The 23044-nt window shown below is 65.4% G+C and carries 22 protein-coding genes, 3 tRNA genes and 1 pseudogene; 13 read left to right on the top strand and 13 right to left on the bottom strand.

All coding sequences use genetic code 11. The features are described from left to right. Positions 1-277 precede the first annotated feature (277 nt). Entirely contained in the window at positions 278-580 is a 303-nt protein-coding gene (locus Q8P38_11905; GenBank protein ID MDP4015302.1) for a hypothetical protein, read from the bottom strand. Further along, positions 577-861, bottom strand: a complete 285-nt coding sequence (locus tag Q8P38_11900; GenBank protein MDP4015301.1) for a hypothetical protein — start codon at positions 859-861, stop codon at positions 577-579. The genes Q8P38_11905 and Q8P38_11900 overlap by 4 nt, the downstream gene beginning before the upstream one ends. Positions 862-1041: 180 nt before the next feature. Between Q8P38_11900 and Q8P38_11895 the strand changes: the two genes are divergently transcribed. Together Q8P38_11895 and Q8P38_11890 are read left to right on the top strand one after the other, a co-directional pair. Beyond that, entirely contained in the window at positions 1042-1215 is a 174-nt protein-coding gene (locus Q8P38_11895) for a hypothetical protein (GenBank protein ID MDP4015300.1), read from the top strand. Between the two features lie 267 nt (positions 1216-1482). Then, a pseudogene (locus Q8P38_11890) lies at positions 1483-1662 on the top strand (BldC family transcriptional regulator). Positions 1663-1926: 264 nt separating this feature from the next. Here the strand turns inward: Q8P38_11890 and Q8P38_11885 are convergent. From Q8P38_11885 to Q8P38_11855, 7 genes are all read right to left on the bottom strand, one after another. Beyond that, positions 1927-3990 carry an alpha/beta-hydrolase family protein gene (locus Q8P38_11885; protein MDP4015299.1) on the bottom strand — a complete coding sequence of 688 codons (2064 nt, stop codon included), beginning with the start codon at positions 3988-3990 and terminating at the stop codon, positions 1927-1929. A 7-nt stretch (positions 3991-3997) separates the two neighbouring features. Further along, on the bottom strand, positions 3998-5614 hold the full coding sequence (locus Q8P38_11880) for an MFS transporter (protein MDP4015298.1): 1617 nt from the start codon (positions 5612-5614) through the stop codon (positions 3998-4000). A gap of 12 nt (positions 5615-5626) precedes the next feature. Next, a complete protein-coding gene (locus tag Q8P38_11875; protein ID MDP4015297.1) occupies positions 5627-6025 on the bottom strand; it encodes a hypothetical protein in 399 nt (132 codons plus the stop codon). A gap of 206 nt (positions 6026-6231) precedes the next feature. After that, entirely contained in the window at positions 6232-7110 is an 879-nt protein-coding gene (locus Q8P38_11870) for a site-specific DNA-methyltransferase (protein MDP4015296.1), read from the bottom strand. Positions 7111-7198: 88 nt separating this feature from the next. After that, positions 7199-7272, bottom strand: a tRNA-Phe gene (locus Q8P38_11865). 25 nt (positions 7273-7297) lie between these two features. Next, positions 7298-7371: transfer RNA gene (locus tag Q8P38_11860), tRNA-Asp, on the bottom strand. Between the two features lie 13 nt (positions 7372-7384). Next, positions 7385-7457 (bottom strand) — tRNA-Glu (locus tag Q8P38_11855). Between the two features lie 144 nt (positions 7458-7601). Between Q8P38_11855 and Q8P38_11850 the strand changes: the two genes are divergently transcribed. Further along, positions 7602-8618, top strand: coding sequence for an L-threonylcarbamoyladenylate synthase (locus Q8P38_11850; protein MDP4015295.1), 1017 nt, complete (start codon positions 7602-7604; stop codon positions 8616-8618). Positions 8619-8631: 13 nt separating this feature from the next. On the opposite strand, the gene Q8P38_11845 is transcribed toward Q8P38_11850, so the two are convergent. From Q8P38_11845 to Q8P38_11835, 3 genes are read right to left on the bottom strand one after another with little or no spacing between them, the layout of a single operon-like run. Then, the gene (locus tag Q8P38_11845; protein MDP4015294.1) at positions 8632-9126 is read right to left on the bottom strand and encodes a hypothetical protein; all 495 of its coding nucleotides are present in this window, start codon (positions 9124-9126) and stop codon (positions 8632-8634) included. Positions 9127-9160: 34 nt separating this feature from the next. Beyond that, positions 9161-9508 carry a metallopeptidase family protein gene (locus Q8P38_11840; GenBank protein MDP4015293.1) on the bottom strand — a complete coding sequence of 116 codons (348 nt, stop codon included), beginning with the start codon at positions 9506-9508 and terminating at the stop codon, positions 9161-9163. Continuing rightward, a complete protein-coding gene (locus Q8P38_11835) occupies positions 9505-10884 on the bottom strand; it encodes a hypothetical protein (protein MDP4015292.1) in 1380 nt (459 codons plus the stop codon). Before Q8P38_11835 ends, Q8P38_11840 begins: the two co-directional genes overlap by 4 nt. Positions 10885-11055: 171 nt before the next feature. Here Q8P38_11835 and Q8P38_11830 point away from each other — a divergent pair, with 171 nt between their 5' ends. From Q8P38_11830 to Q8P38_11820, 3 genes are all read left to right on the top strand, one after another. Beyond that, on the top strand, positions 11056-12291 hold the full coding sequence (locus tag Q8P38_11830) for a trypsin-like peptidase domain-containing protein (protein ID MDP4015291.1): 1236 nt from the start codon (positions 11056-11058) through the stop codon (positions 12289-12291). A 92-nt stretch (positions 12292-12383) separates the two neighbouring features. Continuing rightward, a complete protein-coding gene (locus tag Q8P38_11825; GenBank protein ID MDP4015290.1) occupies positions 12384-12734 on the top strand; it encodes a hypothetical protein in 351 nt (116 codons plus the stop codon). Between the two features lie 80 nt (positions 12735-12814). Continuing rightward, entirely contained in the window at positions 12815-12928 is a 114-nt protein-coding gene (locus Q8P38_11820; protein ID MDP4015289.1) for a YceI family protein, read from the top strand. 62 nt (positions 12929-12990) lie between these two features. On the opposite strand, the gene Q8P38_11815 is transcribed toward Q8P38_11820, so the two are convergent. Beyond that, positions 12991-14511, bottom strand: coding sequence for a gamma-glutamyltransferase (locus Q8P38_11815; GenBank protein ID MDP4015288.1), 1521 nt, complete (start codon positions 14509-14511; stop codon positions 12991-12993). Positions 14512-14581: 70 nt separating this feature from the next. Between Q8P38_11815 and Q8P38_11810 the strand changes: the two genes are divergently transcribed. The 7 genes from Q8P38_11810 to Q8P38_11780 all read left to right on the top strand — a co-directional run bounded on the left by Q8P38_11810 (position 14582) and on the right by Q8P38_11780 (position 22788). Then, positions 14582-15718 (top strand): glutamate--cysteine ligase, encoded by a 1137-nt coding sequence (locus Q8P38_11810; GenBank protein MDP4015287.1) that lies wholly within the window; start codon positions 14582-14584, stop codon positions 15716-15718. A gap of 1 nt (position 15719) precedes the next feature. Then, positions 15720-17003: an amidohydrolase gene (locus Q8P38_11805; protein ID MDP4015286.1), complete on the top strand. Its 1284-nt coding sequence runs from the start codon at positions 15720-15722 to the stop codon at positions 17001-17003. Between the two features lie 51 nt (positions 17004-17054). Beyond that, positions 17055-18266 carry an AI-2E family transporter gene (locus Q8P38_11800; protein ID MDP4015285.1) on the top strand — a complete coding sequence of 404 codons (1212 nt, stop codon included), beginning with the start codon at positions 17055-17057 and terminating at the stop codon, positions 18264-18266. Positions 18267-18314: 48 nt separating this feature from the next. Then, positions 18315-18518 (top strand): hypothetical protein, encoded by a 204-nt coding sequence (locus Q8P38_11795; protein MDP4015284.1) that lies wholly within the window; start codon positions 18315-18317, stop codon positions 18516-18518. Then, positions 18509-18937 carry a hypothetical protein gene (locus Q8P38_11790; protein MDP4015283.1) on the top strand — a complete coding sequence of 143 codons (429 nt, stop codon included), beginning with the start codon at positions 18509-18511 and terminating at the stop codon, positions 18935-18937. Before Q8P38_11795 ends, Q8P38_11790 begins: the two co-directional genes overlap by 10 nt. Before the next feature lie 122 nt (positions 18938-19059). Then, complete coding sequence (locus Q8P38_11785) at positions 19060-22272, top strand: methylmalonyl-CoA mutase family protein (protein MDP4015282.1); 3213 nt, start codon at positions 19060-19062, stop codon at positions 22270-22272. Positions 22273-22287: 15 nt separating this feature from the next. Further along, positions 22288-22788, top strand: coding sequence for a MarR family transcriptional regulator (locus Q8P38_11780; protein MDP4015281.1), 501 nt, complete (start codon positions 22288-22290; stop codon positions 22786-22788). The last annotated feature ends 256 nt before the right edge of the window (positions 22789-23044 follow it).

The following is a 23044-nucleotide window of genomic DNA, read 5'->3' as shown; positions in this document are numbered from 1 at the left end:
AAAGGCTCCAAGCCAGAGTCCATCATCTCCTCGAACGCGAACTCCGGATCGTCACCTAGCTCAACGCTGGCGGCAAGGGCGTCGATGAGCTCGTCTTCAGTCAGAGGTCCCGCCTCGGTCAGAACCCTCTCCGCCTCAGCGGCGATCTCTGGCAGGGTCAATGGGATGTTTGACGGCATGAACAACGGTAACCGGCAGCCAACCAACCGCCCGGCGGGGGCGGCTCCGCCGGTGCCCGAGCTCGCCGCACCGGCGTTGGCGGGCTGCGACGCTCTTCCTAGGCTACGAGTTCGCGGAGACGCTGCACGTCCGCCGCGATCTGGTCTAGCGCGGAGTCGATCGTTGTCTCGCTCTTGACGGCCAACCCTTGGCGGATCCACCCACGGATCAAGGTGGACACCGGCACGTTCATCGCAGCGGCGAGATCGTCGATCGCGGCCGCGTCCTGTGGGGTGAGCCGGACAGCCACTGGGACTGACTTGTTGGGCCGGGTCGGCGCTGACCCAACTGGCATCGGGGACTCCGCAGTTGCGTCCGCCTCAACCGCGATGTTCTTGACGTCATCTGCTTGGTTTGTCATCTTCCGTTCTCCTTCCGGTAGGTGTCGGCGTCGGCGGCGTTGGCACCCCACCCGTTGGCACCCCACCAGGCACCGGGCCTGTCCTCACGGCGGACCAGAATCACAACCAGGACGTGCCGACGGCTTGCCGAGTACCCCATCAGCCGTGCGCTCCCGCCCGACTTGCTCTTGGGGTCCGGGTCGTACAGCAGGGCATCAACGTCAGCGATCGCCTCGGACGCCTGGTCCACGGTTACGCCGTGGTTGTCCCACATGTGCGCGGCGCCATGCGTCCAGTCCACCTCCAGGTGGTTAGTTTACAATCGTTTACATCCCGGCACAACGCAACGACGTGCCTCAGCTACTTTGAGCGCGTGGCGGGTGGTGGTGCCTCAGCTTCTTTGAGCGCGTGACCTCCTGGTGGGGGGAAGCTCGCCTATCATGGAAGGCAAGATCGGCATGGCCGCGAGACGGCTCGGCGGATGCTGACCGGCCCGAGGCTGCCGAACCCGGCCGACCTGACCCGGCAGATCAACACCATCCAGACCCGACTGCTCGACCTGGCCAAAGCCAAGACCGAGGCCCTCGCCGCCGCCCGGCACATCGCTCAGGAAGCACCACAGTCGTCAATCAACCGATTGACCCAAGGGAAGTAGCGCAAGTCCCACGAGCTCGCAAGACGTGAGGCACCGGGGCATCACTTCGCGCCCGCAAGACGTGAGGGACCACGGTACGTCGGCCCAGGCGTGTGAGGCGAAGTACCACCACGCCAGCCTCCAAGGCGGGGGAATAGTACATGGAAACTGACGGATTGTTAGTAATGGGTTGCCGTCGCGCGCGACGTGTGCGACATTCTCACCACGGCATGGCCGTTAGCAAGGCCCAGCAAGGGACCGACCAGCCGCTGCGTCGAGGAGGAATCGATGGCCGGAAGACCTGCGGATGTAGATGCTCTGCTGACGCCGTCAGAGGTGGCGGCTCTTTTCCGAGTTGATCCCAAGACTGTCACTCGTTGGGCCAAGTCAGGCAAGCTGACCTCAATACGCACGCTCGGCGGGCACCGCAGGTACCGCGCCGAAGAGGTCTACCGATTGCTCGACGGGACATCCGAAACGCGCGAATCGTCGCCCGCTGTGGAGTTCGCCGAGAGGCATGCGGTGCCCCGTCCGATTCCGGTCCGCCCAACCGCGCCGAGTCCGCCAGTTCCGCGCCAGCTGGGGCAGCCGCAGCAGCAGGTCCGTCCCGGTCAGCGCACGATCAATCTTTCCGGGCCTCGCGTCGAAACGCGTCGCTGACCCACCGCCGCACTCGGCCCGAGCCGGAACCGCCATCGATTCTGATCGCCAGCCGTCAGGCGGGCAGTCTGCTCAGCTCGCCGGACCGCTGGACCCGAGGCGGCCAACAGCCGTACGCCCCAGATTCTGCATCAGCGTCGTGATCTGAGGCGGCAGGTCCAGCTCCGAGTCCGCCAGTCTCAACGACACCGTGCTCTCGCCCCACCGGTTCAGCGTGCGCTGGATACTCGCGACGGCCTTCGCGGCGGTCTTGGCCACAAGTCTGGTTTGCGCCCACATCTGTTCGCGGTCCCTGAGTGCCTGCTCGATGCGATCGGCTTGCTCCGGAGTGGACGACAGGTTGAAAGACTTCTGAAGCGCTGCCCGAGCGTCAACACGGTAGTCGTGGCCAGTCCTGGTGAAGTGGCCCGGCTTCTGGTCCATCCCGTTCATGAGGTCCGCCATGGCGATTACCAGGCTGACGATTGGACGGAACAGCGTTTCCCTGGGGACCTTCGGCGGGCGCGTTGACGGCTCGCCGAACCACCATGGGCGCTTTATGACCATGGAGTAGCTGAACTTGTTCACCGGGTCGTCGTCGTGTACGACCATGAGGTGCATTCCCGGCGCATCGGGGATGAGCAACGGATCCGCCGCCAACACGAGTCTGCCGTCGGGGTCGATCTCGCCTGGGTCGTGGCGCCACGCCAGCCAGGTGCTGCTTCGGAAGGGCACACCCAGGTACAGACCGCTGTCAACGTCGAGTGCGTCCAGGCCAGGAATCCCGGCTCCGGCAGCGACGTCGAGCGCGACCTGCGCGCCGAGGCTCTCGCCGAACTGCACGATTCTGGGCCGCCGCGACGTGGGCATGGCCCGGACTCGCGCGGAGATGGCCTCGAGTACCGCGGTTTGCAGCCGAGTTCCGTCTTGCGTGCGGTTCAGCGCCAATGCGGACGGAAGGAGCGCGTACTGGGGCACCACGGTGGCGCAGTCTCCCCGAGTTAGGTACTCCATGGCTTCGGTCACGACGTAGCTGACGTATCCCACACCGGTCGGCGCAGCCACTACGATCACGGACTTGTCGAAGCCTCCCAGGCTCTCCAGTTCGTTGACGGCAGTCTGAGCAGCGGCCTCCAGCGACTCCTGGGGAGGTATCACCACGCGAACGGGATTGATCGCGTCCTCGTCCATCACGGAGCTGATTTGCGGAGCGGCTAGTGCCATCAGCACGAACCGGCGGCCCTCCTTGCCTATGGCTTCGAAGTCGACCTGGCTACGCGGTCCGCACGAGACATGCTGAGAAGTCGGAGGAGACGGGTACGCGGGTTCGACGACGTCGCCTACCCGCTGGGTCCGCTTGCGAACCTTGTTCAGAGCCGCGATGGCCGCAGCGGATAGTGCGGCTCCGGTGATGCAGTGGGACAGGTAAATGCCAGCCTCGCCCAGGTCCGTGCGCGCCAGCTTGGTGAACGCCGCGTCAATGCCGCGGGCGGCGGTTTGTTCGGCGACGGCGACACCGGCGATGCCTACTACGGTTCCGACCGAGATCGCGCCAGCGGTCACGTACGCCTTCGGGCCGCGCAGATGGCGCACGGCGGCCCGGTCAGGCTCGATCATGCCGTACTTGTGCGCCCGGCTGATCCCTCGCGCCAGCGATCCAGCCGCCATCGCCGTTCCGCCGGCGATGTCGAGTGCCAAGGTCGTGGCGATGCTGGGTTTCATGCCCACTGTCCGGTGCAGCAGAACGTCCCCGGCGGTCACCAGCCCGCCGGCGAGTCCCGTTGTCGCCATGAATCTCGAGGTCGTCCAGGCGGCAGCGAAGGCCAAGTTGTCCCCGGAGCGGGGCCGCAGTTTCCGCTCGGCGACGAACCCCGCCACTCCTGCTACAGCCGCACCGGCCAGGAGGGCCTTCTGTCCAGCCCGGTGCCCTGGCGTGCCAGCCATCACGCTGGACAGGCCTGACCAGAAAGTCGCGCCGACGGCGTAGTAGGCGGTAGCGGTGACGCCGACGACCGCCGCTTGCTGTGATGGGGTGCGCGGGAGAAGTCCCCGTGAGTAGGCCGGGGCGATGCTCGAAGTGGCCTGGAGGATTCCTACCCGGACCGCTGGGTCGGTCGTGAAACTCCTGATCGAGTCGGGGAGCTTGGGCCAGCGCATGAGATCATCATGCCGGTTTAGCGTCCCCGGGGCTCGCTGACGGACGCTGAGGATCGTTGGCCTCGACTTCGGCGAAGAACGCTTCCTCGTCCGCGCGCCTGGGGTACTTGACCAGCAGGAGTACTAAAGCCAGCCCCGACAACACCAGGGCGACTGCTAGTGCTGCCGACTTGCCTTCGGTGAACGCCTGGCTGGCGGCTTGGATGATGGCCTGGGCATGGTCAGGGTAGCCCGAAGCCACCTGCTCGGCTCCTGCGTAAGAGGAGGTCATCTCGCGCCCAACGCTTTGGCTAATGCTCGACGCCTCGGCGGGTGGCAGCTCTCGGAACCTCGCCATCAGCGAGGCGGCGTAGAAGACCGCCAGCACAGTGCCCATGATCGCGTTCATGATCGCGCCGCCGAAGTCCCTCGTCAGATCCAGGAACGCCGATCCCATTCCGCCTCTCGCGATCGGCAGCGAGGCCATGAGCGAGTGTGAGGCTGACGCCATCGTGAGTCCTGCGCCGAAGCCAGCGAACCCGTAGGCGCTAACGATGACGAGCACGCTCGCGCCCGGGTGCCAAAGCAGCAGCATGATCGCGAATCCCGCGAGGAAGCCGCACAGACCCAAAGACATCGTCACCCGCCCGCCTTTCTTGGCGATCAGCGTGGCGGCTGGGAAGGAGGCGAGGATCATCAAGAGGCCGGCGGGCAGTGTGACTAGCGCGGCATCCAATGGCGTGTAGTGCAGGACATTCTGAGTGAACTGCTGTCCGATGAACATCGATCCGATCAGGCACCCGAACCCGATCGTCCCGGCGAGTGCTGAGACCCAGAATGTGCGCGGCCGCGTCTCTGCCATGTCGATCAGCGGGCGTGGCGCACGGCGCTGCCTGCGGAAGAACAGCAGTCCGGCTGCGACGGCCACGAGCAGCATGCTCATCAAGGTCGCGGACAGCCCGTTTGCCAGCGTTTCTAGCCCGAGGACGAGCGACGCCACGGCCACGAAGGAAAGCACTCCGCCTGCGTGGTCAACGGCTGTGGCGGCTTCTCCAGCTTTGGACGGTAGAACCCAAATGCCCAGCAGCAGGACGATGACCGCGATGGGTGCTGTCACGAGGAACACCGAGCCCCACCAGAGGCGGGCCAGCAGGATTCCGCCCAAGAGCGTTCCGAGCACGGCCGAGCCCCCGCCGACACCCGACCACAAGGCCACGGCTCGGGTTCTGGCGCCTCCGCTGAACAATGCCGATATCAGCGACAGCGTGGTTGGGAACAGCATCGCCGCTGCGAGGCCGCCGAGGAAGCGAGCTCCGGCTAGCACCGTCGGATTGGGCGCGTAGGCGGCTAGCAGTGCGGTCGGCACGCTCAATGCGGCGCCCAGCAAGAACATCAGCTTGCGGCCGTACACGTCCGCGATCGCTCCGAGGTACAGCACGGTTGATGCCAGGGCGAGGGTGAATCCGGTGGCGATGTTGGTCAACTGTGCTTGCGATGCTCCGAGCTCGCGTCCGATGTCCGGAAGAGCGACGTTGGCGATGCTCAGATTGATGTTCGCGACGACAGCGCCCAGAAGCAGGGCTGTCAGGACGAGGGCGGCTCGCGGAGGGACCGAATCGGCCTGATCTTGGGCTTCCGGGCTCACGAGATCACATTGTCAGATCACGCCGGAATGGGGCTGGCGTTCGCCGGGTCCTGCTGACGTCAGCCAGACGAGCGCGTCCGTGGGCACTCCCGCTGGACCCACCGCGGCCCATTCGCTTAGCGCTGCCCGAATGCGTTTCGTGGCAGATGTGAGTTTGTCCCGGGATGGAAGGTCGGCGATGAGCACAGCCAGCTCATGGTCGCCGATCCTGCCGATGGTGTCTTTCGTGCGGACCTGACGCTGCAGGACAAGCACCGCCTCAGCGACGGCTGTCGGGGTCACGTTCACCCATTCCGGGAGGGGGCCCGACTCGGAGCCGTTCAGGTCAATGCGGATCACCGAGATCTCCTCGCCCGGGAACCGCCCGCACTCGGTGAGCATCTCTTCTTCGAAGTCGGCCTTGTTCAGCACCGGCGTTCCAATTCGGGGGGCTGATCTCACAGGGCGTTCAGGATTCGCGTGCATGTCGGTGCATACGCTACAGGTTCAGCGCCGCTGGCTCCTGTCACCGGAAGCTAGTCAGTCAAGGGTCTACCTGCCCGTTTTGTCAGGTTCCTGGTCCGCATCGACCCATATCCCGGACGCCCTGGCCAGCGATGACAAGGCCCCCAGTCATCTCAGTCCTGCTTCCGCAGCACCGCTAGCTTGTCTTGCCAGAGGTGCGACCCGCGCCCGAGTCGTGCCTCCATGACGTCGATCGCTTCGGGATTGTTGTCGACTAGGACGAAGCGTCGATCCAGCTGTGCGGCAACCGCGCCTAGGGTTCCGCTGCCAGCGAAGAAATCCATTACCCAATCCCCCGGTCGGGAACTTGCCTGCACCATTCGGCGGACTATTCCCTCGGGCTTCTGCGTGGCGTAGCCCGTCTTCTCCTTGCCGGTGGGCGACACGATGGTGTGCCACCAAACATCGGTAGGCAGTTTGCCCCTGTCCGCCTTCTCCTGCGTGACCAGGCCCGGTGCCATGTACGGCTCTCGGTCAACGGCCTCATTGTTGAAGTAGTAGCCCTGTGCTGACTTGACGTAAACGAGGATGTTGTCGTGCTTGGCGGGCCATTTCTTGCTGCTCCGGGCTCCGTAGTCGTAGGCCCAGATGATCTCGTTCAGGAAGCAGCCACGACCGAATAGGGCGTCCAGGAGCACCTTGGCGTAGTGGCTTTCCCGAAAGTCCAGATGCAGATAGAGCGTGCCATCCGACGCCAGCAGCCGCCAGGCCTCTTCCAGGCGCGGCTCCAGGAAGGCCCAGTAGTCCTCAAACGAGTCGTTGTACGAGGTGACTTGGCCTCTGATCGTTTCGTAGGTTTGCCCCTTGAAGCCAACCCGGGTTCCGACGGCTGACTGTGTCGTTCGCAGAGATTGGCGCTTCTGCACCTTCCCTGTGTTGAAGGGCGGATCCAGGTAGATCATGCGAAAAGCCCCGTCGGGCAGCTTGGGCAACACGTTCATGTTGTCCGCCTCGATCACGAGGTTCGGGCCGCTGGGCGTCCATGGGCTCATGGGACCGCATCCTACTTGGGGGGCAAGACGCCAAACGGCCTGTGGCGGAGTGTGTGGACGAGTCTCGCCCATATCCGTCTCATCGGAGTGGCCAGGGACGGGATCGAACCGTCGACCTTCCGATTTTCAGTCGGACGCTCGTACCAACTGAGCTACCTGGCCTCGGCGCCGGGCATGCCGGGCCGCGCGACCCTGACGGGACTTGAACCCGCGACCTCCGCCTTGACAGGGCGGCGCGCTAACCAACTGCGCTACAGGGCCTTGAAGAGAGGCGTACCCCCAACGGGATTCGAACCCGTGCTACCGCCTTGAAAGGGCGGCGTCCTAGGCCTCTAGACGATGGGGGCCAAGTGCGGCCCCGCCGGCCGAAAGCCGTTGGGTGCCGACCCAGCATAAGTGAGGGTACCGCCAAGATCCAACGCAAGGCCCCGAGATCCCGCGAGACAGTGGCGGGTGAGCCACCGCCACTTCGGGCGGAGGACAATCTTCCCATGAGCTCGCCAGGCCTGATCGCCATCACGAAGGCCGATGGCGCGGGCGTCGAGGCGGCAGCGGAGCGACTGGCGTCAGGCGGGTTGGTGGCGCTTCCGACGGAGACCGTTTATGGCCTCGGGGCAGATGCGCGGAACCCGCGCGCGGTTGCTCGCGTGTACGCGGTCAAGGGGCGCCCGGCGGACCATCCCTTGATCGTTCACATCGCGTCCGGTACTGAACTGGAGGCCTGGGCGGTCCACATCCCGGACTACGCGCGCAGGCTCGCACTCGCGTTCTGGCCTGGTCCTTTGACCTTGATACTCGCCCGCTCGGCCGCTGTCGGCGATTTCGTTACCGGTGGTCAGACCACAGTGGCGCTCCGGGCGCCGGATCATTCAGTCGCGCAGGCCGTGCTAGAGCGGTTCGGTGGTGGTATCGCCGCGCCGTCGGCCAACCGGTTCGGGCGGGTCAGCCCCACGACCGCGGAGCATGTTCAAGCCGACATCGGCGAGCGTCTGGACGCTGCGACGGATCTGATCCTGGACGGTGGGGCTTGTCGGATAGGAGTGGAGTCGACCATCGTCGATTGCACAGGCCCAGCGGGGCGGATTCTGCGCCCCGGCGCGATCGGGGTCGAGCAGGTAGAGGCGCTGATCGGACCTTTGACCGCTGGGTCCTCGCGTGCTCCGCGCGTTCCCGGCGGTCTTCGATCGCACTACGCGCCCAACGCCCGGCTCGTGCTGGCTGATGCTGGAGACGCGAGTCAGATTGTGAGCGGGCTGGCCGGGGCTGGCACGCCCCCATCACGTATTGGGTTTCTCGCGCTGGCCGATGAGCCGCGGCCCGACGGAGTCGTCCGCCTGATCGCGCCGCGGGATGCGCGTGAGTATGCCCGTGATCTGTACAGGGCTCTGCGGGAAGCCGACTACCTGGACCTGGCGGTCGTCGTCGCTGTCCCGCCAACTGGCTCGTCAGGAGCGGCCGTCGCTGTCCGGGACCGGTTACGCCGCGCTGCCGCGCACGACGCTGGATGATCGCCGGGCGGCGCTAGTCGATGACCCTGCCCACCAGCGCGCGCTTGACCACGCGGTGCTTGATCTTGAACTCCGTGACCGTCTCCCCGGGGTTGTAGTCGCCGACGTGGCAGTACCTAATCCCCGCGATCTTCTCGCATACGACGCCGGGGACGCCGGCACGAACCTGCCGAGCTGTGGATCCGACGCCTACGCCCGTAGCCGTGCGCTCGTAGCGGCCCGTCGTCCATGTGGTGATGACACTGCGTCCCATGATCGTGATCCGGACCTTGTGCGGGTATCGAAAGACGCGGTACCGGCCGAACTCGTTGGTCCCCTTGACGACGCGCTTTGGCTTGCCTAGAACGCCTCTGACTTGCGCTGGAGTCATGCCCAGCGATACGCCGGCGAGGCCATCGCCGATGACGATGTCCGCGCTTGCTGGTGCTTGAGCCGCGATCGCGCTGGACGCTGTCACGATTGCCGCGGCCAGGGTGACAAGACCGCGGGTGCTTCTCGGGGATCTCATGAGCCGACGATAGCTGATTCCCGTGAACGGCGGCTCAGCCGTAACCCAACTGTTGAAGCCGCTCGTCGCCAATGCCGAAGTGGTGGGCGATCTCGTGGACCACAGTGATGTGGACTTGCTCGATGACCTCAGCCTCCGAGCCGCAGGTGCGCAAGATTGGAATGCGGTAGATCGTGATGGCGTCCGGGAGCGCCCCGGCGTACCAGTAGCCACGCTGCGTCAAAGGGATGCCCTTGTAGAGGCCCAGGAGACGTTGGCCCGGCGGCGGAGTGTCCTGCACAGAGATGACCACGTTGTCGACGAGGCTGGCGAGCTCGTCAGGAATCGAGTCGAGCGCTGTGGCCACGAGATCCTCGAACTGAGCGCGCGGGATGTCAATCATGTGGCCGCGGCACCGTGTCTCATCGAGTGCCCTCCGCTGAGGAACAGCTCTTGGGCAGGCGAGATGTCCGGGGCTTCTGGCAGGTGACGCAGCGCCGCCAGGTTGCGGTGGCAGTCATCCTTCGCGTCGGACAGGTCAGGCTGGTTTGGCATATTCTGGTAGGTGTCTAGCGCTCGCACGTACCGCGCTTTGGCAGCCTCGAATGAGCCGAGCCGACCCAGCAGTGCGGCCGCTTCGTGGTCGCAGCCCGCCGCCCGATCTTCGACCCCGGCCTGAAGGTACTCGGCGCGGCAACGATCCAGCAGTGACAGGGCCTCCACCGCCTGCTCGGGATCTGCGCCACGGTGGTTGGCCAGCAGAACCGCGACGCCGTGGCGCGCATTGGCGGCGAGTTCAGCGTCAGGAAGGCCCTCAGCCACCGAAAGTGCGTCGTCGAACGAACGCATCGCTGGATCTTGCTCGCCGTGGCTGTCGAGCATGGAACCCAAATCAACGAGCAGGCGCGCACGAAGGCGTTGATCCGCGGCGGCTCTCGCGGCCTGGACGGCCTTGCGCATTGTGGCCACAGCCCCCTCGCGCTTACCGATGTCGGTGAGCTTCCACGCCAGTGAGCCCGCGAGCTCCGCTGCCTGTTGGGGTTGGCCGCTAGTCAAGTAGTCGTCGAAGGCCGCGTCCAGGACCGGTATGGCATCGGCGGTCCGCCCCGCCTCTTCCAGCGCCATGCCCAGCACGTGGCGGGCCCGCGCGCGGGTTGACACGCTGTCACTCCTGGCTATGGCCGACAGGGCCACTAGTGCGGCTTCGTCGTGCCGACCCTCACCCAACAGATCATCGGCGGCCGCCACTTGCTCCTCGGCGGTCAGATCGGGCTGGGAAGACCCTGTGTCCGCGGCTACAGGCTGCCGCGCGTCCTCCAGCCTTTGCCTGAGCGCGCGGACATGCCTGCGGATTCCGCGCTTCGTCAATCCACGGCAGCCCTGCTCCGCCAGATCGAGGGCCGCGCGGGCTTGCTCTCTGCGTCCCAGAAGGATCAGCGATTCGGCCTTATGGATGACAGCGACGGTCGCCAGCAGATTCAGGTCGATGTCGTCCGGGCCTGGCCGCGGAGCCGAGGGCGACATGATTCGGGTCCAACGCTGATGCTCTTGGCTGCCTTCCGCGTTCGCTATCGACAAGTAGTCCAGCAGTGCGTCGTATTCGCTCACGCTGTCCTCATGCTGACCCGCGAGCGCGTAGGCGGCGGCGAGTACGGCCTGGGCTCGCGCGATCGAACCGATCGAGCCGTCTCGGCGTTCGGCTTCCAGATGGTCACGAGCCTCGGCGACTTGCGCGGCCCGGGCGTCGTCAGGTTCCTGGTCCTCTGATTCACCGCCCACTGGTCCAGCATGCCTCAGGCCGACTGGCGGCCGTTCGTCAGCACAACAGAGCGCCACGGCCGCGAGATCACCCTTCGGTCACGGTTTTGTAAGCGGAGTGTTCGGGATCCCGGGGAGGGGTTACATCACGGGCTGAGCCGATGTTCCCTTGATGTCGGGAGGACAAACACTATGGACGAGAACGACGGAAGCGCGGGCAGCGGTGTGCAGGGCACCGACACGATCGTATTCCCAGACACGCATTGGTGGGATCCACCCAGCGGCGACCCGGTTCAGGGCGGCGACGCGGGAACGGCGACGGTCGGCGGCGGCTTCGGGACGGTTGTCCCAGGCCAGAAGGCGCGCGAGCCCAAGGGCGGACGCGGTTGGCGTCTGATCGTGGCCGGGGCGGCGATGTCTGTCGTCGCTGGGGGTGTGGGCGGTGCTGTCGGCTACACCGTGGCCCAAGGCCAGGCTCCTGCGGTCGCGTCCTCAGTCGTGCCCGGGGGAAGCGCGTCCTCGCCAGCAGACGGGTCGATCGCGGCCGTGGCCGCGGCGGTGAGTCCGTCCGTGGTCAAGATCTCTGCCGCCTCAGGCCAAGGACAAGGCACTGGCACCGGATTCATCATCCGCTCGGACGGCTACATCCTCACCAACAACCACGTGGCCGGCGGCGCCGGGCAGCTCGGTGTCACCTTCGAGGACGGATCCACGGCCGACGCCAAGCTCATTGGGAGCAGCCCGGGGTACGACCTGGCCGTGATCAAGGTGGATCGCACGAACCTGCCGGTCGTGACCCTCGGATCCAGCGCTGGCGTCAAGGTGGGCGACACGGTGATCGCGTTCGGATCCCCTCTGGGCTTGCAAGGCACAGTGACGTCGGGCATCGTCAGCGCGCTTGACCGGCCCGTCACGTCCGGTGGCGACGGCGGCGAGAGCTCGTTCATGAGCGCGATCCAGACTGACGCTGCCATCAACCCCGGCAACTCCGGTGGTCCGCTTGTTGACGGAGAAGGGCGCGTCATCGGTGTGAACTCCGCGATCGCCAGCCTGGGCGGCGGCGGCGCGGGCGCGGCTGCTGGCTCCATCGGGCTGGGGTTCGCGATCCCGATCGACTCAGCCAAGAGAATCGCCGATGAGCTGATCGCCACAGGCTCGTCTTCTACCCCGATCATTGGCGTCACCGTCGACAGGGCCTTCTCAGGCCCCGGCGCGCGGGTTGAGAGCGTCACGCGGGGTGGACCTGCGGCCGAGGCCGGACTTGAGGTCGGCGATGTGATTGTCGCGATCGACGGAAAGAACGTGGCTGACGCTACTGAGCTGATCGTCGCGATCCGGGACCGTGGCGTCGGCGACGAGGTCGTGCTCACGGTCCGGGGCGACGGACGAAGCCGCGATGTGAATGTGACGCTGGGCAAGAGCGAGTGAGCTAGGCGACGAGCGACGACGCTTGAGAGTGCGCGTGGGGGCGCGGACTAGCCTGGTCTCGTGCTGTGTGCGCGGCGAGTGGGGGCGGGAGCATGACCTCTCTCAGCTTCGGCGCGGAGAGCGGTCTCCTGCTGCTCAGGACCGGCGTCGAGGGTCGGCTAGCTAAGCTCGGCCATCGGATGACCATCGCGCTGACTGACTGGACAGCGCGGGTTGAGCTCAAGGATGAGCTCCCTGTCCGGGCCGAGTTGACCGTGAAGCTGTCTGGGTTCGAGGTTCGCAAGGCGGAAGGCGGTGTCACACCTCTCACGCGGGCCGATCGTGCCCTCGTGAAGTCGAACGCGATGCGGGTACTGATGGCCAAGTCCTTCCCAGACGCCGGTTTCACGGCTCGGCGATCGCTTGACGGGTCCCGGGTCCCCAGGTCGGAGCCTGCGGCGTGAGGCTTGAAGCCGCAGGGCCGACCAAGGGACCCGGGACCTGGGCGGGGCGATTCCCCAGGCGACTGTCGGGGGCGACATCCGTGAAGCAGTCGGATTTCGGGCTCCGGCCGTATGCTCAGATGCTCGGCGGGCTTCGGGTGAGCGACCGCGTGGATGTCGAGTTCGCGGCTGAAGTCCCCAAGCCCGAGTCCTGAGGGTTTGGGGCTCGCGCGTTCGCAGCGGCGAGTCGCCGCCGACTCCGGCGCCGGTGAACAACTCACACCGGGACGACGGCAGTCGCTCCTCCGCGGCGGGAATCTCCGACCGCTTGAACGGACCCGTCGGACCACCTAGTGACGGCGTGGACTCCCCCGAAGAACAAGTTCGGTTCGTCCCAGATGTTGACCGGGCCGCCCAGCGCCGTCGGCAGTTCCGGGTCCCACCCAGGCTCAAGTTGCACGCCGTCCGCCTGGGCGTGCATCCGGGGGCAGGCGACGGCCTTGGCGGCTGAGCAGCCCAGGTCCGTCATGCGCAGCAGCGTCGTCATGAGCGCGGACCGGATTCGTTCGCTGCCGCCGGTACCTAGACCCGTGACTGACCCGTCTGGATGCGAAAGGATCGTCGGCGCCATCATCGATCCCATCCGGATGCCGGGTGACATGACATGGAAGCCGCGTGGGTTCAAGTCCTCTTCGCCCAGCATGTTGTTCAGGTGGATTCCGGTTCCAGGGATCAGGAGCCCCGAGCCGGATCCGTTGGATGTCGTCATCGACGCGACCTGACCGTCGGCGTCCACAACGCTTATGTGAGTCGTGCCCTCGGTCACGTGCGGAATGCCGGCCTTGATGTCGGCCACTCGGTTCGCTTCAGTCGCCGCGGCCAGGGCCTCAACAGCACGGCTCCAGGATTCCACCCCACCGTCGATGGGGCTCAAGCGGGCGAGGGCATCGGCGACAATGGCGCCGCCGAAGGCAGGCGGGGCGTTGAGCGCGATCCCGAATCCATTGCGGGCAACTCGCAGCGGTTCCCTGATGTGGACCGAGTACGTGGCCAGGTCTTCAGCCGTGATGTGCCCGGACAGCGCACGCATGAGTTCGAGCAGCGGCCCGGCGAACGGCGGCGAGGACAGTGTGGTCACGGCGCCTTCGCCGATCAGCCGCAGGAACCTGGCGAACGCGGGGTTGAACAACCGGTCTCCTGTCCGGGCGTAGCCGGTCGGGGTTTGGATCAACCCAGCGCAGTCGGGCGTCAACGACATGATCTCGCGCACGAGTTCCAGCACAACGGCTTGCAGGGGTTCGAGCACGCTTCCTGAAATCGCCAGGTTGGCTGCGGGACGCACTATCTCGGCCAGCGAGATTCTGCCGAAGCGGTCGTTCGCCGTTAGTAGTCCTTCGAGGGCCCCCGGAACGGCGACCGATCCCGCACCGATGTGGAAGACCTGGTCGATGCCGGGGTAGTGCACGATGACCGGCGTGAACACCGGCGGGTCGTGCGCCTCGTTGCCGCCCAGCCCCGGAGTGTCGACGAAGAAGTCCAGAAGGTGATGCTCTCCGTCAGGCTGCCGGATCATCAGGAAGCCGCCGCCGCCGAGGCTGGTGAACACGACCTCGGATAGGCACGCGGCCAGCGTTCCGGCCAGTGCGGCGTCGACGGCGTTGCCTCCCGCGCGCAGAACCGTGGCCGCTGCGAGTGCGGCATCGCCGCTGCCGGCGGCGACCGCGGCGTGTCCCGCCGGACCTCGCGCGATGGCTGGCGTCGACCCGGCGGCGCGGAAGGCGGCCGGTGACTCACTCATTCACGCAGGCTACCGACTTACGGCGTGGGTACGCTGTGGCGTACTGCCGGAACAGGCCGAGGGAGGTTCGGTGGCGATCGAGTTCCATCCGTCCCCGGCGCGCACGCTCGGCGTCGAAGTCGAACTCGGCATCGTGGACCGGGAGACAGGCGAGCTGGTCCCTGCCGCGACCGAGATCATCGATGCGCTCACGGTCGACACCCCCGGCGAGGAGCACCCGAAGGCCAAGCACGAGTTGTTCCTGTCCACGATCGAGATCATCACAGGCATCTGCGACACCGCCGCCGAGGCACACGCTGACCTGTTGGCGACAGTCGCGGAACTGAACACGGTGCTCGAGCCTCGCGGACTCGCGCTCATGGGCGGTGGGGTTCACCCGTTCGCGGACCCCAAGACGCTCATTCGCAGCCCAAGCGAGCGTTACCAGCAGCTTGTGGATCGGGTCCAGTGGCCAGCGCGAAGACTGCAGATCCACGGTGTCCACTTCCACGTTGGTGTGGGTGACGCCGAGCAGGCCATCCAAATCATGAACGACCTAATGGCGTACTTGCCGCACTTCGTCGCGCTATCGGCCGCGAGTCCGTTCTGGGAGGGGGAGGATACCGGGCTCGCGAGCGTCCGGACGAAGATCTTCGAGGCATTGCCGACGGCCGGACTGCCGGCGTACTTCCCAGACTGGTCCGCGTTCGAGGTCTTCATCGACGCGATGCTGGCTACCGACTCGATCGGTTCGATCCGGGAGATCTGGTGGGACATGCGCCCGCACGTCCTGTTCGGAACCCTGGAGTTCCGCATGTCCGACGGTATGGCCACCTTGCGCGAGGCGACCGCGCTGGCGGCGATGGCTCAGTGCCTAGTCGACTATCTCGATGAGGCGATCACGGCCGGACGTGCGCCAGGCGAGCCCTTCGGATGGGTTATCCGGGAGAACAAGTGGCGAGCCGCGCGATGGGGCCTGGAGGCCCAGCTCGTGGAGCCTGATGGCCGCTTGCTCCCGATCCGCGATGAGATTGGCAAGCTCATCGACACGCTCATGCCGACAGCCGAGAAGCTCAACTGTGTGGCGGAACTGAGCTCAGTTCGGGAAATTCTCGCCAACGGCGCCAGCTATGCACGCCAGCGCGCGGTGATCGAGCGAGGTGGAACCCTGCGGGACGTTGTGTCGTTGCTAGTGCGGGAATTCGAGACCGATCGGCCTGGTGGGTAGCGTGCTTCGACCTGCCGAATCTCCCGAGCCACGCTCGGCGCGGGAGCCGCTACTGAGTCCCGACGAGGAAGCGATCATACGGGCCGCCTGTGACGTGATCGCAGGACACGAGTCAGATCTCATCGCTTTTCGCAGACTTCTGCACGCCTCCCCGGAGATCAGCTTCGCCGAGGTGGCCGCGACGGACGCGGTGATGGAGCGGCTGTCACTGGAGGGGTTACAGCCACGCCGCTTGGGGTCGGGGACTGGGCTCATCTGCGACATAGGTGATGACGAAGCAGATGCTGTCGCTCTCAGGGCGGAACTGGACGCGTTGGCTATGGAGGACGGCAAGGACGTTCCGTACAGGTCACGAACTCCGGGGGCTGCTCACGCGTGCGGGCATGACGTGCACACCAGCGCTGTGCTGGGAGCTGGGTTGGCGCTGAAGTCCCTGGCGGACAAGGGCTTGTTGCCGGGTCGTGTGCGGTTGATATTCGAGCCCGGTGAGGAGTCAGTGCCCGGCGGAGCGATCGAGATTGTCCAGCATGGATGGCTGACGGGAGTGAGCAGGATATTCGCGGTTCACTGCGATCCGAAACTCGACGTCGGGACTATCGGCTGCCGGATCGGTGCCATCACGTCGGCCTCGGACCTCGTCGAAGTCACGCTTCGCGGGCCGGGCGGCCACACCGCGCGGCCGCAGCTGACTGTGAACCTCGTGGAGGAGGCGGCGCGAGTTGTTGAGCGACTGCCCGTGGCGGTGTCGGAGCGCATGGGGGGGCGAGACGGCGTCAGATTGGTCTTTGGGTCGATTCACTCCGGGTCGGCTGCGAACGTCATCCCCACGAAGGCGGTCATCAGGGGGTCGCTGAGGACGAGGGACCCACTGGTCTGGCCAAAGGCCGAACAGGCGCTGCGGGAGTCCATGGAGGAAGTGCTTGGCAGCTCGGGTGCCAACTGGGAGCTGCGATACGTGCGCGGCGTGCCGACCGTAGTCAACGACGCTGAGGCGACCCGGACTTTGGCCCGCGTCGGGCGCTCACTGCTGGGGCGTGGCTCTGTTGTCAAGACGGGGCATTCCTGGGGCGGCGACTCCTTCGGATGGATGACGGAGTCCGTGCCGGGTGCCTTCGCGCGGCTGGGCACGCATCGACCTGGCTCGCCGGATTACCTCGATCTGCACAACTCGATGTTCGATGTAGACGAGCGTTGTGTCGCTATCGGTGCCCGGCTGCTGGCGGCGGCGGCCGTTGACTACCTGTTGCGGGAGGTTTCCCAATCCGCCCCGAAGTCCGAACTGTGAGTGGAATCATGGCGCGGGAGAGCGAAACGGCGGCTGAAGAAGGTGTTTGTTGTGGCGGAATCGGATCTGCCAGTAGCGCAGCCGGACGGGCTGCCTGACGGAGCCCATCGGATCGCTGAGCCCGGTGGTCCCCCCGCACTAGCTGTCGCCACGGTCGCGCCGCTCGGCGTCCCTCCGATGCTGGTGGCGTTGTCCGGGACGCTGGCTCGTCTCATGGTCGTTGCGGTTGCTCTGGCGGTCGTGCTCTGGTTCGTCTTCCTGATCGGACCGGTGTCGTTGGCGCTGTTCTTGGCGCTCTTCGTCACGGCGCTCGCCGGGCCTGTTGCCCGATTGTTCGCTCGCGTTTTGCCCAAGGCAGTGGCGGTTGTTCTTGCCCTGGTGTTGATCGCCGGGGTGTCCATATTCATCTTGGCGCTGGTAGTTCGGTCGATCATCGAACAGGGATCCGCGCTGGCAAGTTCCGTGACCTCAGGGATCAATCAAGTTGAGGATTGGCTACAGCACGGCCCGCTTGGTTTGACCGGTGAGACTCTGACGAACCTGACTCAATCGGTGCAGCAGTGGCTGACGAACGTGGGCAAGGACATGCTCGGCGGCATCGCATCGAGTCTGGGGACGCTCGGCACGGTGATCACGGCTGGATCGGTCTTCTTGTTCGCGACCATCTTCTTCATGACCAGTGGGGAGAGCATCTGGCGCTGGCTACTGAGCTGGGTGCCCGAGCGAGCGCGCGCCGCGACCGACATCTCTGGTCAGCTGGCATGGCGCACCCTGGCTGGCTACACCAGAGGGGTCGTGGTCGTGGCCATCGCCGACGCCGCACTGGTCTTCATAGGTCTGCTGATCCTGAAGGTCCCGCTTGCCCCAGCCCTGGCCGCCGTGGTCTTCCTGGGGGCGTTCATCCCGGTGATCGGGGCACCCATCGCAACCCTGCTGGCCGCGGTCGTGGCCCTGGCAACGGAAGGACTAGTGACGGCGATTCTCGTCGTCGTGCTAACTGTCGTCGTCGGATCGGTTGACGGCGACATCCTGCAGCCTCTCGTGATGGGTCGGGCCGTGAACCTGCATCCACTCGCAATCGTCACGATCATCGCTGGAGGCGCCCTGACGATGGGTGTGATCGGTGCGTTGATCGCGGTGCCGGTCGTGTCGTCCATCTACGTGATCGCCAAGTACCTGGCCGGGCGGGATCCGGAGCATCCGTTCCCGCCGACAGTTGCCGCCGACGAGGGCGCGCTGGAGAACGTGGAGCAATCGATCTAGCGTCATACCGCCTGGTATATATCGCCGAACGGGGTATATACTCGTGTCATGAAGCGACTGGTCGATATTGACGACAAGGCCCTTGAGCAAGCGAAGTTGGCGCTGGGCGCCAAGACCATCAAGGAGACGGTTAACGCGTCCCTTGAGCTCGCTGGCCGAAGCCGTGGCAGAGCCGCGCAGATTGCTCGGTCTATGGAAATCGCGAAGGCGCTCGACCTGGACGAAGCCACGAGGGCCGAAGCGTGGCGTTGACGTCCTACTTGATGGATACCAGTGTCATCTCATCAAGACGACTGGAGAGATCCGAGTCGGCGGCCGAAAGGGTTCAGAAACTCCTGGAGGAGCGGAGGCTCTCCTACACGCTCGTAACCGCCCTGGAGGTGAACTTCGGCAGCAAGGGAATCCGCGAGTGGGACCACCGGAACAACATGTTCACCGCGTATGGCTCACCGTGCGAGATCGTTGCCCGGGACTGGGAGCGGGCCTACCACGTACAGATGGTGCTGGCCGGGCAAGGCCATCAGGGACGCGCGATACCGGACCTGCTGATCGCCGCTGCCGGGGAGCGAACCGGAAGAGCAGTCCTTCACTACGACGCGGACTTCGATCTGATAGCGGCCGTGACCGACCAGGCGACGGAATGGGTCGTCCCGAAGGGGAGCATCGACTGAGCTAGGTCGGGCAGACAGATCGGAGGCTCGGGCTGGCTTGACGGCGATATAGTAGGAGGTCCTACAATCGGATGTCCGACGAAATGCGGCGCGATCTGCGCTGACGAGTGGCCGGAGGCGAAGTGGCCCTGCACGTTCCCGAACACCCGGTCCGATTCGTCACGGCAGCCAGCCTGTTTGACGGCCACGATGCCGCTATCAACATCATGCGCAGGATTCTGCAGACGCAGGGCGCCGAGGTCATCCACCTCGGGCATGACCGCTCGGCCGCCGAGGTGGCCAGGGCCGCGATCGAAGAGGACGTTCAGGGCGTTGCGATCTCGTCCTACCAGGGCGGCCACATCGAGTACTTCAGGTATCTGCGCGAACTGCTCGACTCCGTCGGCGCGACGCACGTGCGCGTATTCGGGGGTGGTGGGGGCGTGATCGTCCCGGACGAGATCGAAGAACTGGCCCGGATCGGTGTGAAGATCTTCAGCCCGCAGGACGGGCAGCGCATGGGACTCCCGGGCATGATCAACACGATGATCGCCGCGTGCGATGTCGACTTGGCGCAGGGCTCGAAGCTGGACGCGGAGTCGCTGCGCTCGGGCGACGACAGCGCCTTGGCTCGGGCTATCACCGTTCTTGAAGCGCGGCATCCGGACCCGGCTGAGCACGAGTGGCTCGACGTCGGCCGCGTGCCGGTGCTGGGCATCACTGGGACCGGCGGGTCGGGCAAGTCATCACTCACCGACGAACTCGTTCGCAGGTTCCGGACCGACTATGAAGACAAGCTGCGGATCGCTGTCCTGGCGATCGACCCGACGAGGCGCCGAGGCGGCGGGGCTCTGCTCGGCGACCGGATACGCATGAACTCCATCGCCGGTGGCCCTGTCTTCTTCCGCTCAATGGCGACTCGCGGGGCAGAGCACGAGTTGCCGCGCGGCCTGCGCGACTCGATCCGCGCCTGCGCTGTCGCGGGGCACGATCTGGTCATCGTCGAGACTCCGGGCATCGGCCAGGGCGACTCCGGGCTGGTCGACATCGCTGATGTGTCGTTGTATGTGATGACACCCGAGTTCGGGGCGGCCTCCCAGCTGGAGAAGATCGACATGCTCGACTTCGCCCACGCCGTAGCGATCAACAAGTTCGAACGCCGCGGTGGCGAAGACGCCAGGCGCGACGTGGCCCGCCAGCTCGTCAGGAACCGCGGCGCCTTCGAACAGCCATGGCAGGACATGCCGGTCTTCGGAACCAGCGCCGCTCGCTTCAACGATGATGGCGTCACCGCCTTGTTCGGATTCCTGCGCGATCAGTTGGTCGAGCATGGGCTCCCGGCGGGATCCGGCCTCGTACCCAGCGTCAGCGCCAAGACCTCGACGGTCGCGGCCGGAGCTGTTCCGGAGTCCCGGGTGCGCTATCTGTCCGAGGTCTCGTCCGCTGTTCGTTCGTACCACGACGCTGCCCAGGAAGCGGCTGAGCTGGCGCATCGGCGTCAGGCGCTGCGAACCGCTGCCTCGGAGGTCACGGAAGCGGCCGCCAAGAGGGCCCTCATCTCGCGCGCCGCGGATCTCGACATCATGATGAGCGACGAGGACAAGGCGGAGCTGGATGCCTGGCCTGACACGGTTCGCCGATACGAGCAGGAAAGCTTGATCATCACGCACGGGGAGCGGGAGATTGTCACGCCGCTGACGCGGGAGACTCTGTCTGGAACGCATGTTCCCCGCGTAGCTCTGCCGGACTTCAGGGACGACGGTGACACGTTGTCCTGGCTGCGCCGGGAGAACCTGCCGGGCCGCTTCCCCTACACGGCGGGGGTGTTCGAACTCAAGCGAACCGAAGAGGACCCGGCGCGGATGTTCGCGGGTGAAGGCGATCCGTTCCGCACGAACCGCCGGTTCCACTTGCTGGCGGGGGAAGCGAAGGCACCAAGGCTGTCGACGGCGTTTGACTCCGTGACTCTCTACGGGCGCGATCCGTCGGAGCAGCCCGATGTCTACGGCAAGATCGGGACGTCGGGTGTGAGCATCGCGACATTGGATGACATGTTGGAGCTGTACTCCGGCTTCGATCTCACTTCGCCGACGACCAGCGTTTCGATGACGATCAACGGGCCGGCTCCGGCGATCCTCGCGATGTTCTTCAACACAGCGATCGCTCAGGCCGTCGCCGATTTCGAGCGACGGGAGGGCCGCGAGCCGACCGGGTCGGAATCGGAGGCGATCCGGCGCGGTGTCCTCCGCAAGGTCCGGGGCACTGTGCAGGCCGACATCCTCAAGGAAGACCAGGGGCAGAACACCTGCCTGTTCACCACGGAATTCGCTCTGCGGTGCATGGCGGACGTGCAGCAGTGGTTCATAGAGAACGAAGTGCGAAACTTCTACTCGGTGTCGATCTCGGGGTATCACATCGCCGAGGCCGGGGCGAACCCGATTTCGCAGCTCGCGTTCACCCTCGCCAACGCGTTCACCTATGTCGAGGCGTACCTGGGTCGCGGCATGGACATCGACGATTTCGCGCCCAACCTGTCGTTCTTCTTCTCCAACGGGATGGACGCGGAGTACGCGGTGCTGGGCCGGGTCGCGCGACGGATCTGGGCGGTTGCCATGCGCGACGTATACGGTGCCAACGCGCGTTCGCAGCGGCTCAAATACCACGTCCAGACGTCGGGCAGATCACTGCACGCTCAGGAGATGGCATTCAACGACATCCGCACGACCTTGCAGGCCCTCATCGCGCTGTATGACAACTGCAACTCGTTGCACACAAACGCATTCGACGAAGCCGTGACTACCCCGACGCCGGAGTCAGTGCGCAGGGCCCTGGCCATCCAGTTGATCATCAACAACGAGTGGGGCCTGTCGATGAACGAGAACCCGCAGCAGGGCTCGTTCGTCATCGACAAGCTGACGGATCTGGTCGAGTCGGCCGTGCTCGACGAGTTCGACCGCATCACTGAGAGGGGCGGGGTCCTGGGCGCCATGGAGACCGGATACCAGCGTGGACGCATCCAGGACGAGTCGATGCTGTACGAGCAGCGCAAGCACGACGGGTCGCTGCCGCTGATTGGGGTCAACACGTTCAAGCCCCTCCCCAGGCAGGAGGCCCCGGTGACGGTTGAACTGATGCGAGCGACTCCCGAGGAGAAGGAGTCGCAGCTTCGGCGGGTTGCCGACTTCAAGCAGAGTCATTCCCAAGCCTGCGCCGACCAGCTGGAGAGGTTGAAGCACGCGGCTGTGTCAGGTGAGAACATCTTCGGAGTTCTCATGGACGCTGTCAGGGTCTGCTCGCTCGGGCAGATCACCGAAGCCTTCTTCGAAGTCGGCGGCCAATACCGGCGCAACGTCTGACTTGGGGGCTTGATCTTGAACGGACGACTTCCGCTTGACCCGATCGCCGAAGCGCGGCGCAACTGGGTGGAGCACGGATGGACCGAGGCCGCTGAAGGCATGGTTGCGGTGACGTCGATCATGAGGGCCCAGCAGATCCTACTGGCGCGCGTTGACGCCGCGCTGCGGGAGCATTCGCTGACGTTCGCGCGCTACGAGACGCTGATGCTTCTTCGGTTCTCCAAGACCGGGGCACTGCCGATGCGAGTCATCGGATCGCGGCTGCAGGTTCACCCGACGAGCGTGACCAACGCCGTTGACAGGTTGGAGAAGGACGGCTTCGTGCGCCGGGACCCTCACCCGAGTGATCGCCGGGCGGTGTTGGTTTCCCTTACGCCTTCCGGGCGCGAAGCGGCCGAAGCAGCCACGCGGCAGGTTAACGCTCAAGTCTTCTCCGGCATCGGGTTGACAGACGCCGAGCTAGCCGATCTGACTCGGGCTCTGGACAAGTTGCGGCAGTCGGCGGGGGATTTCTGACGGGCGTCTTGAGTCTGCTTGTGTGGTTCGTATAGGGCTGACTGCTTGGTCGGGTCCGAAGTTGAGTAGTAGTTGTCGCTGGGAGGACACTCGGGTGTTGACCGCCAGGCTGGCTGAGGATGATGCCGTCACGGTGGGCTGGTCTTTCAGCGATGCGATGGCCGCATGGGACCCCGTCATGTAGTTGTTCATGTGCGTCGTCATAGTGAGGATGTAGCGAAGGATGGGCGACGGCCCCTCCGTTTGTCTTAACGGA

This window comes from Candidatus Nanopelagicales bacterium (assembly GCA_030700225.1).
In the GTDB taxonomy this organism is placed as follows: Bacteria; Actinomycetota; Actinomycetes; order S36-B12.
Note: the sequence above shows the minus strand (reverse complement) of the source record. Positions and strands in the feature narration are given on the sequence as shown.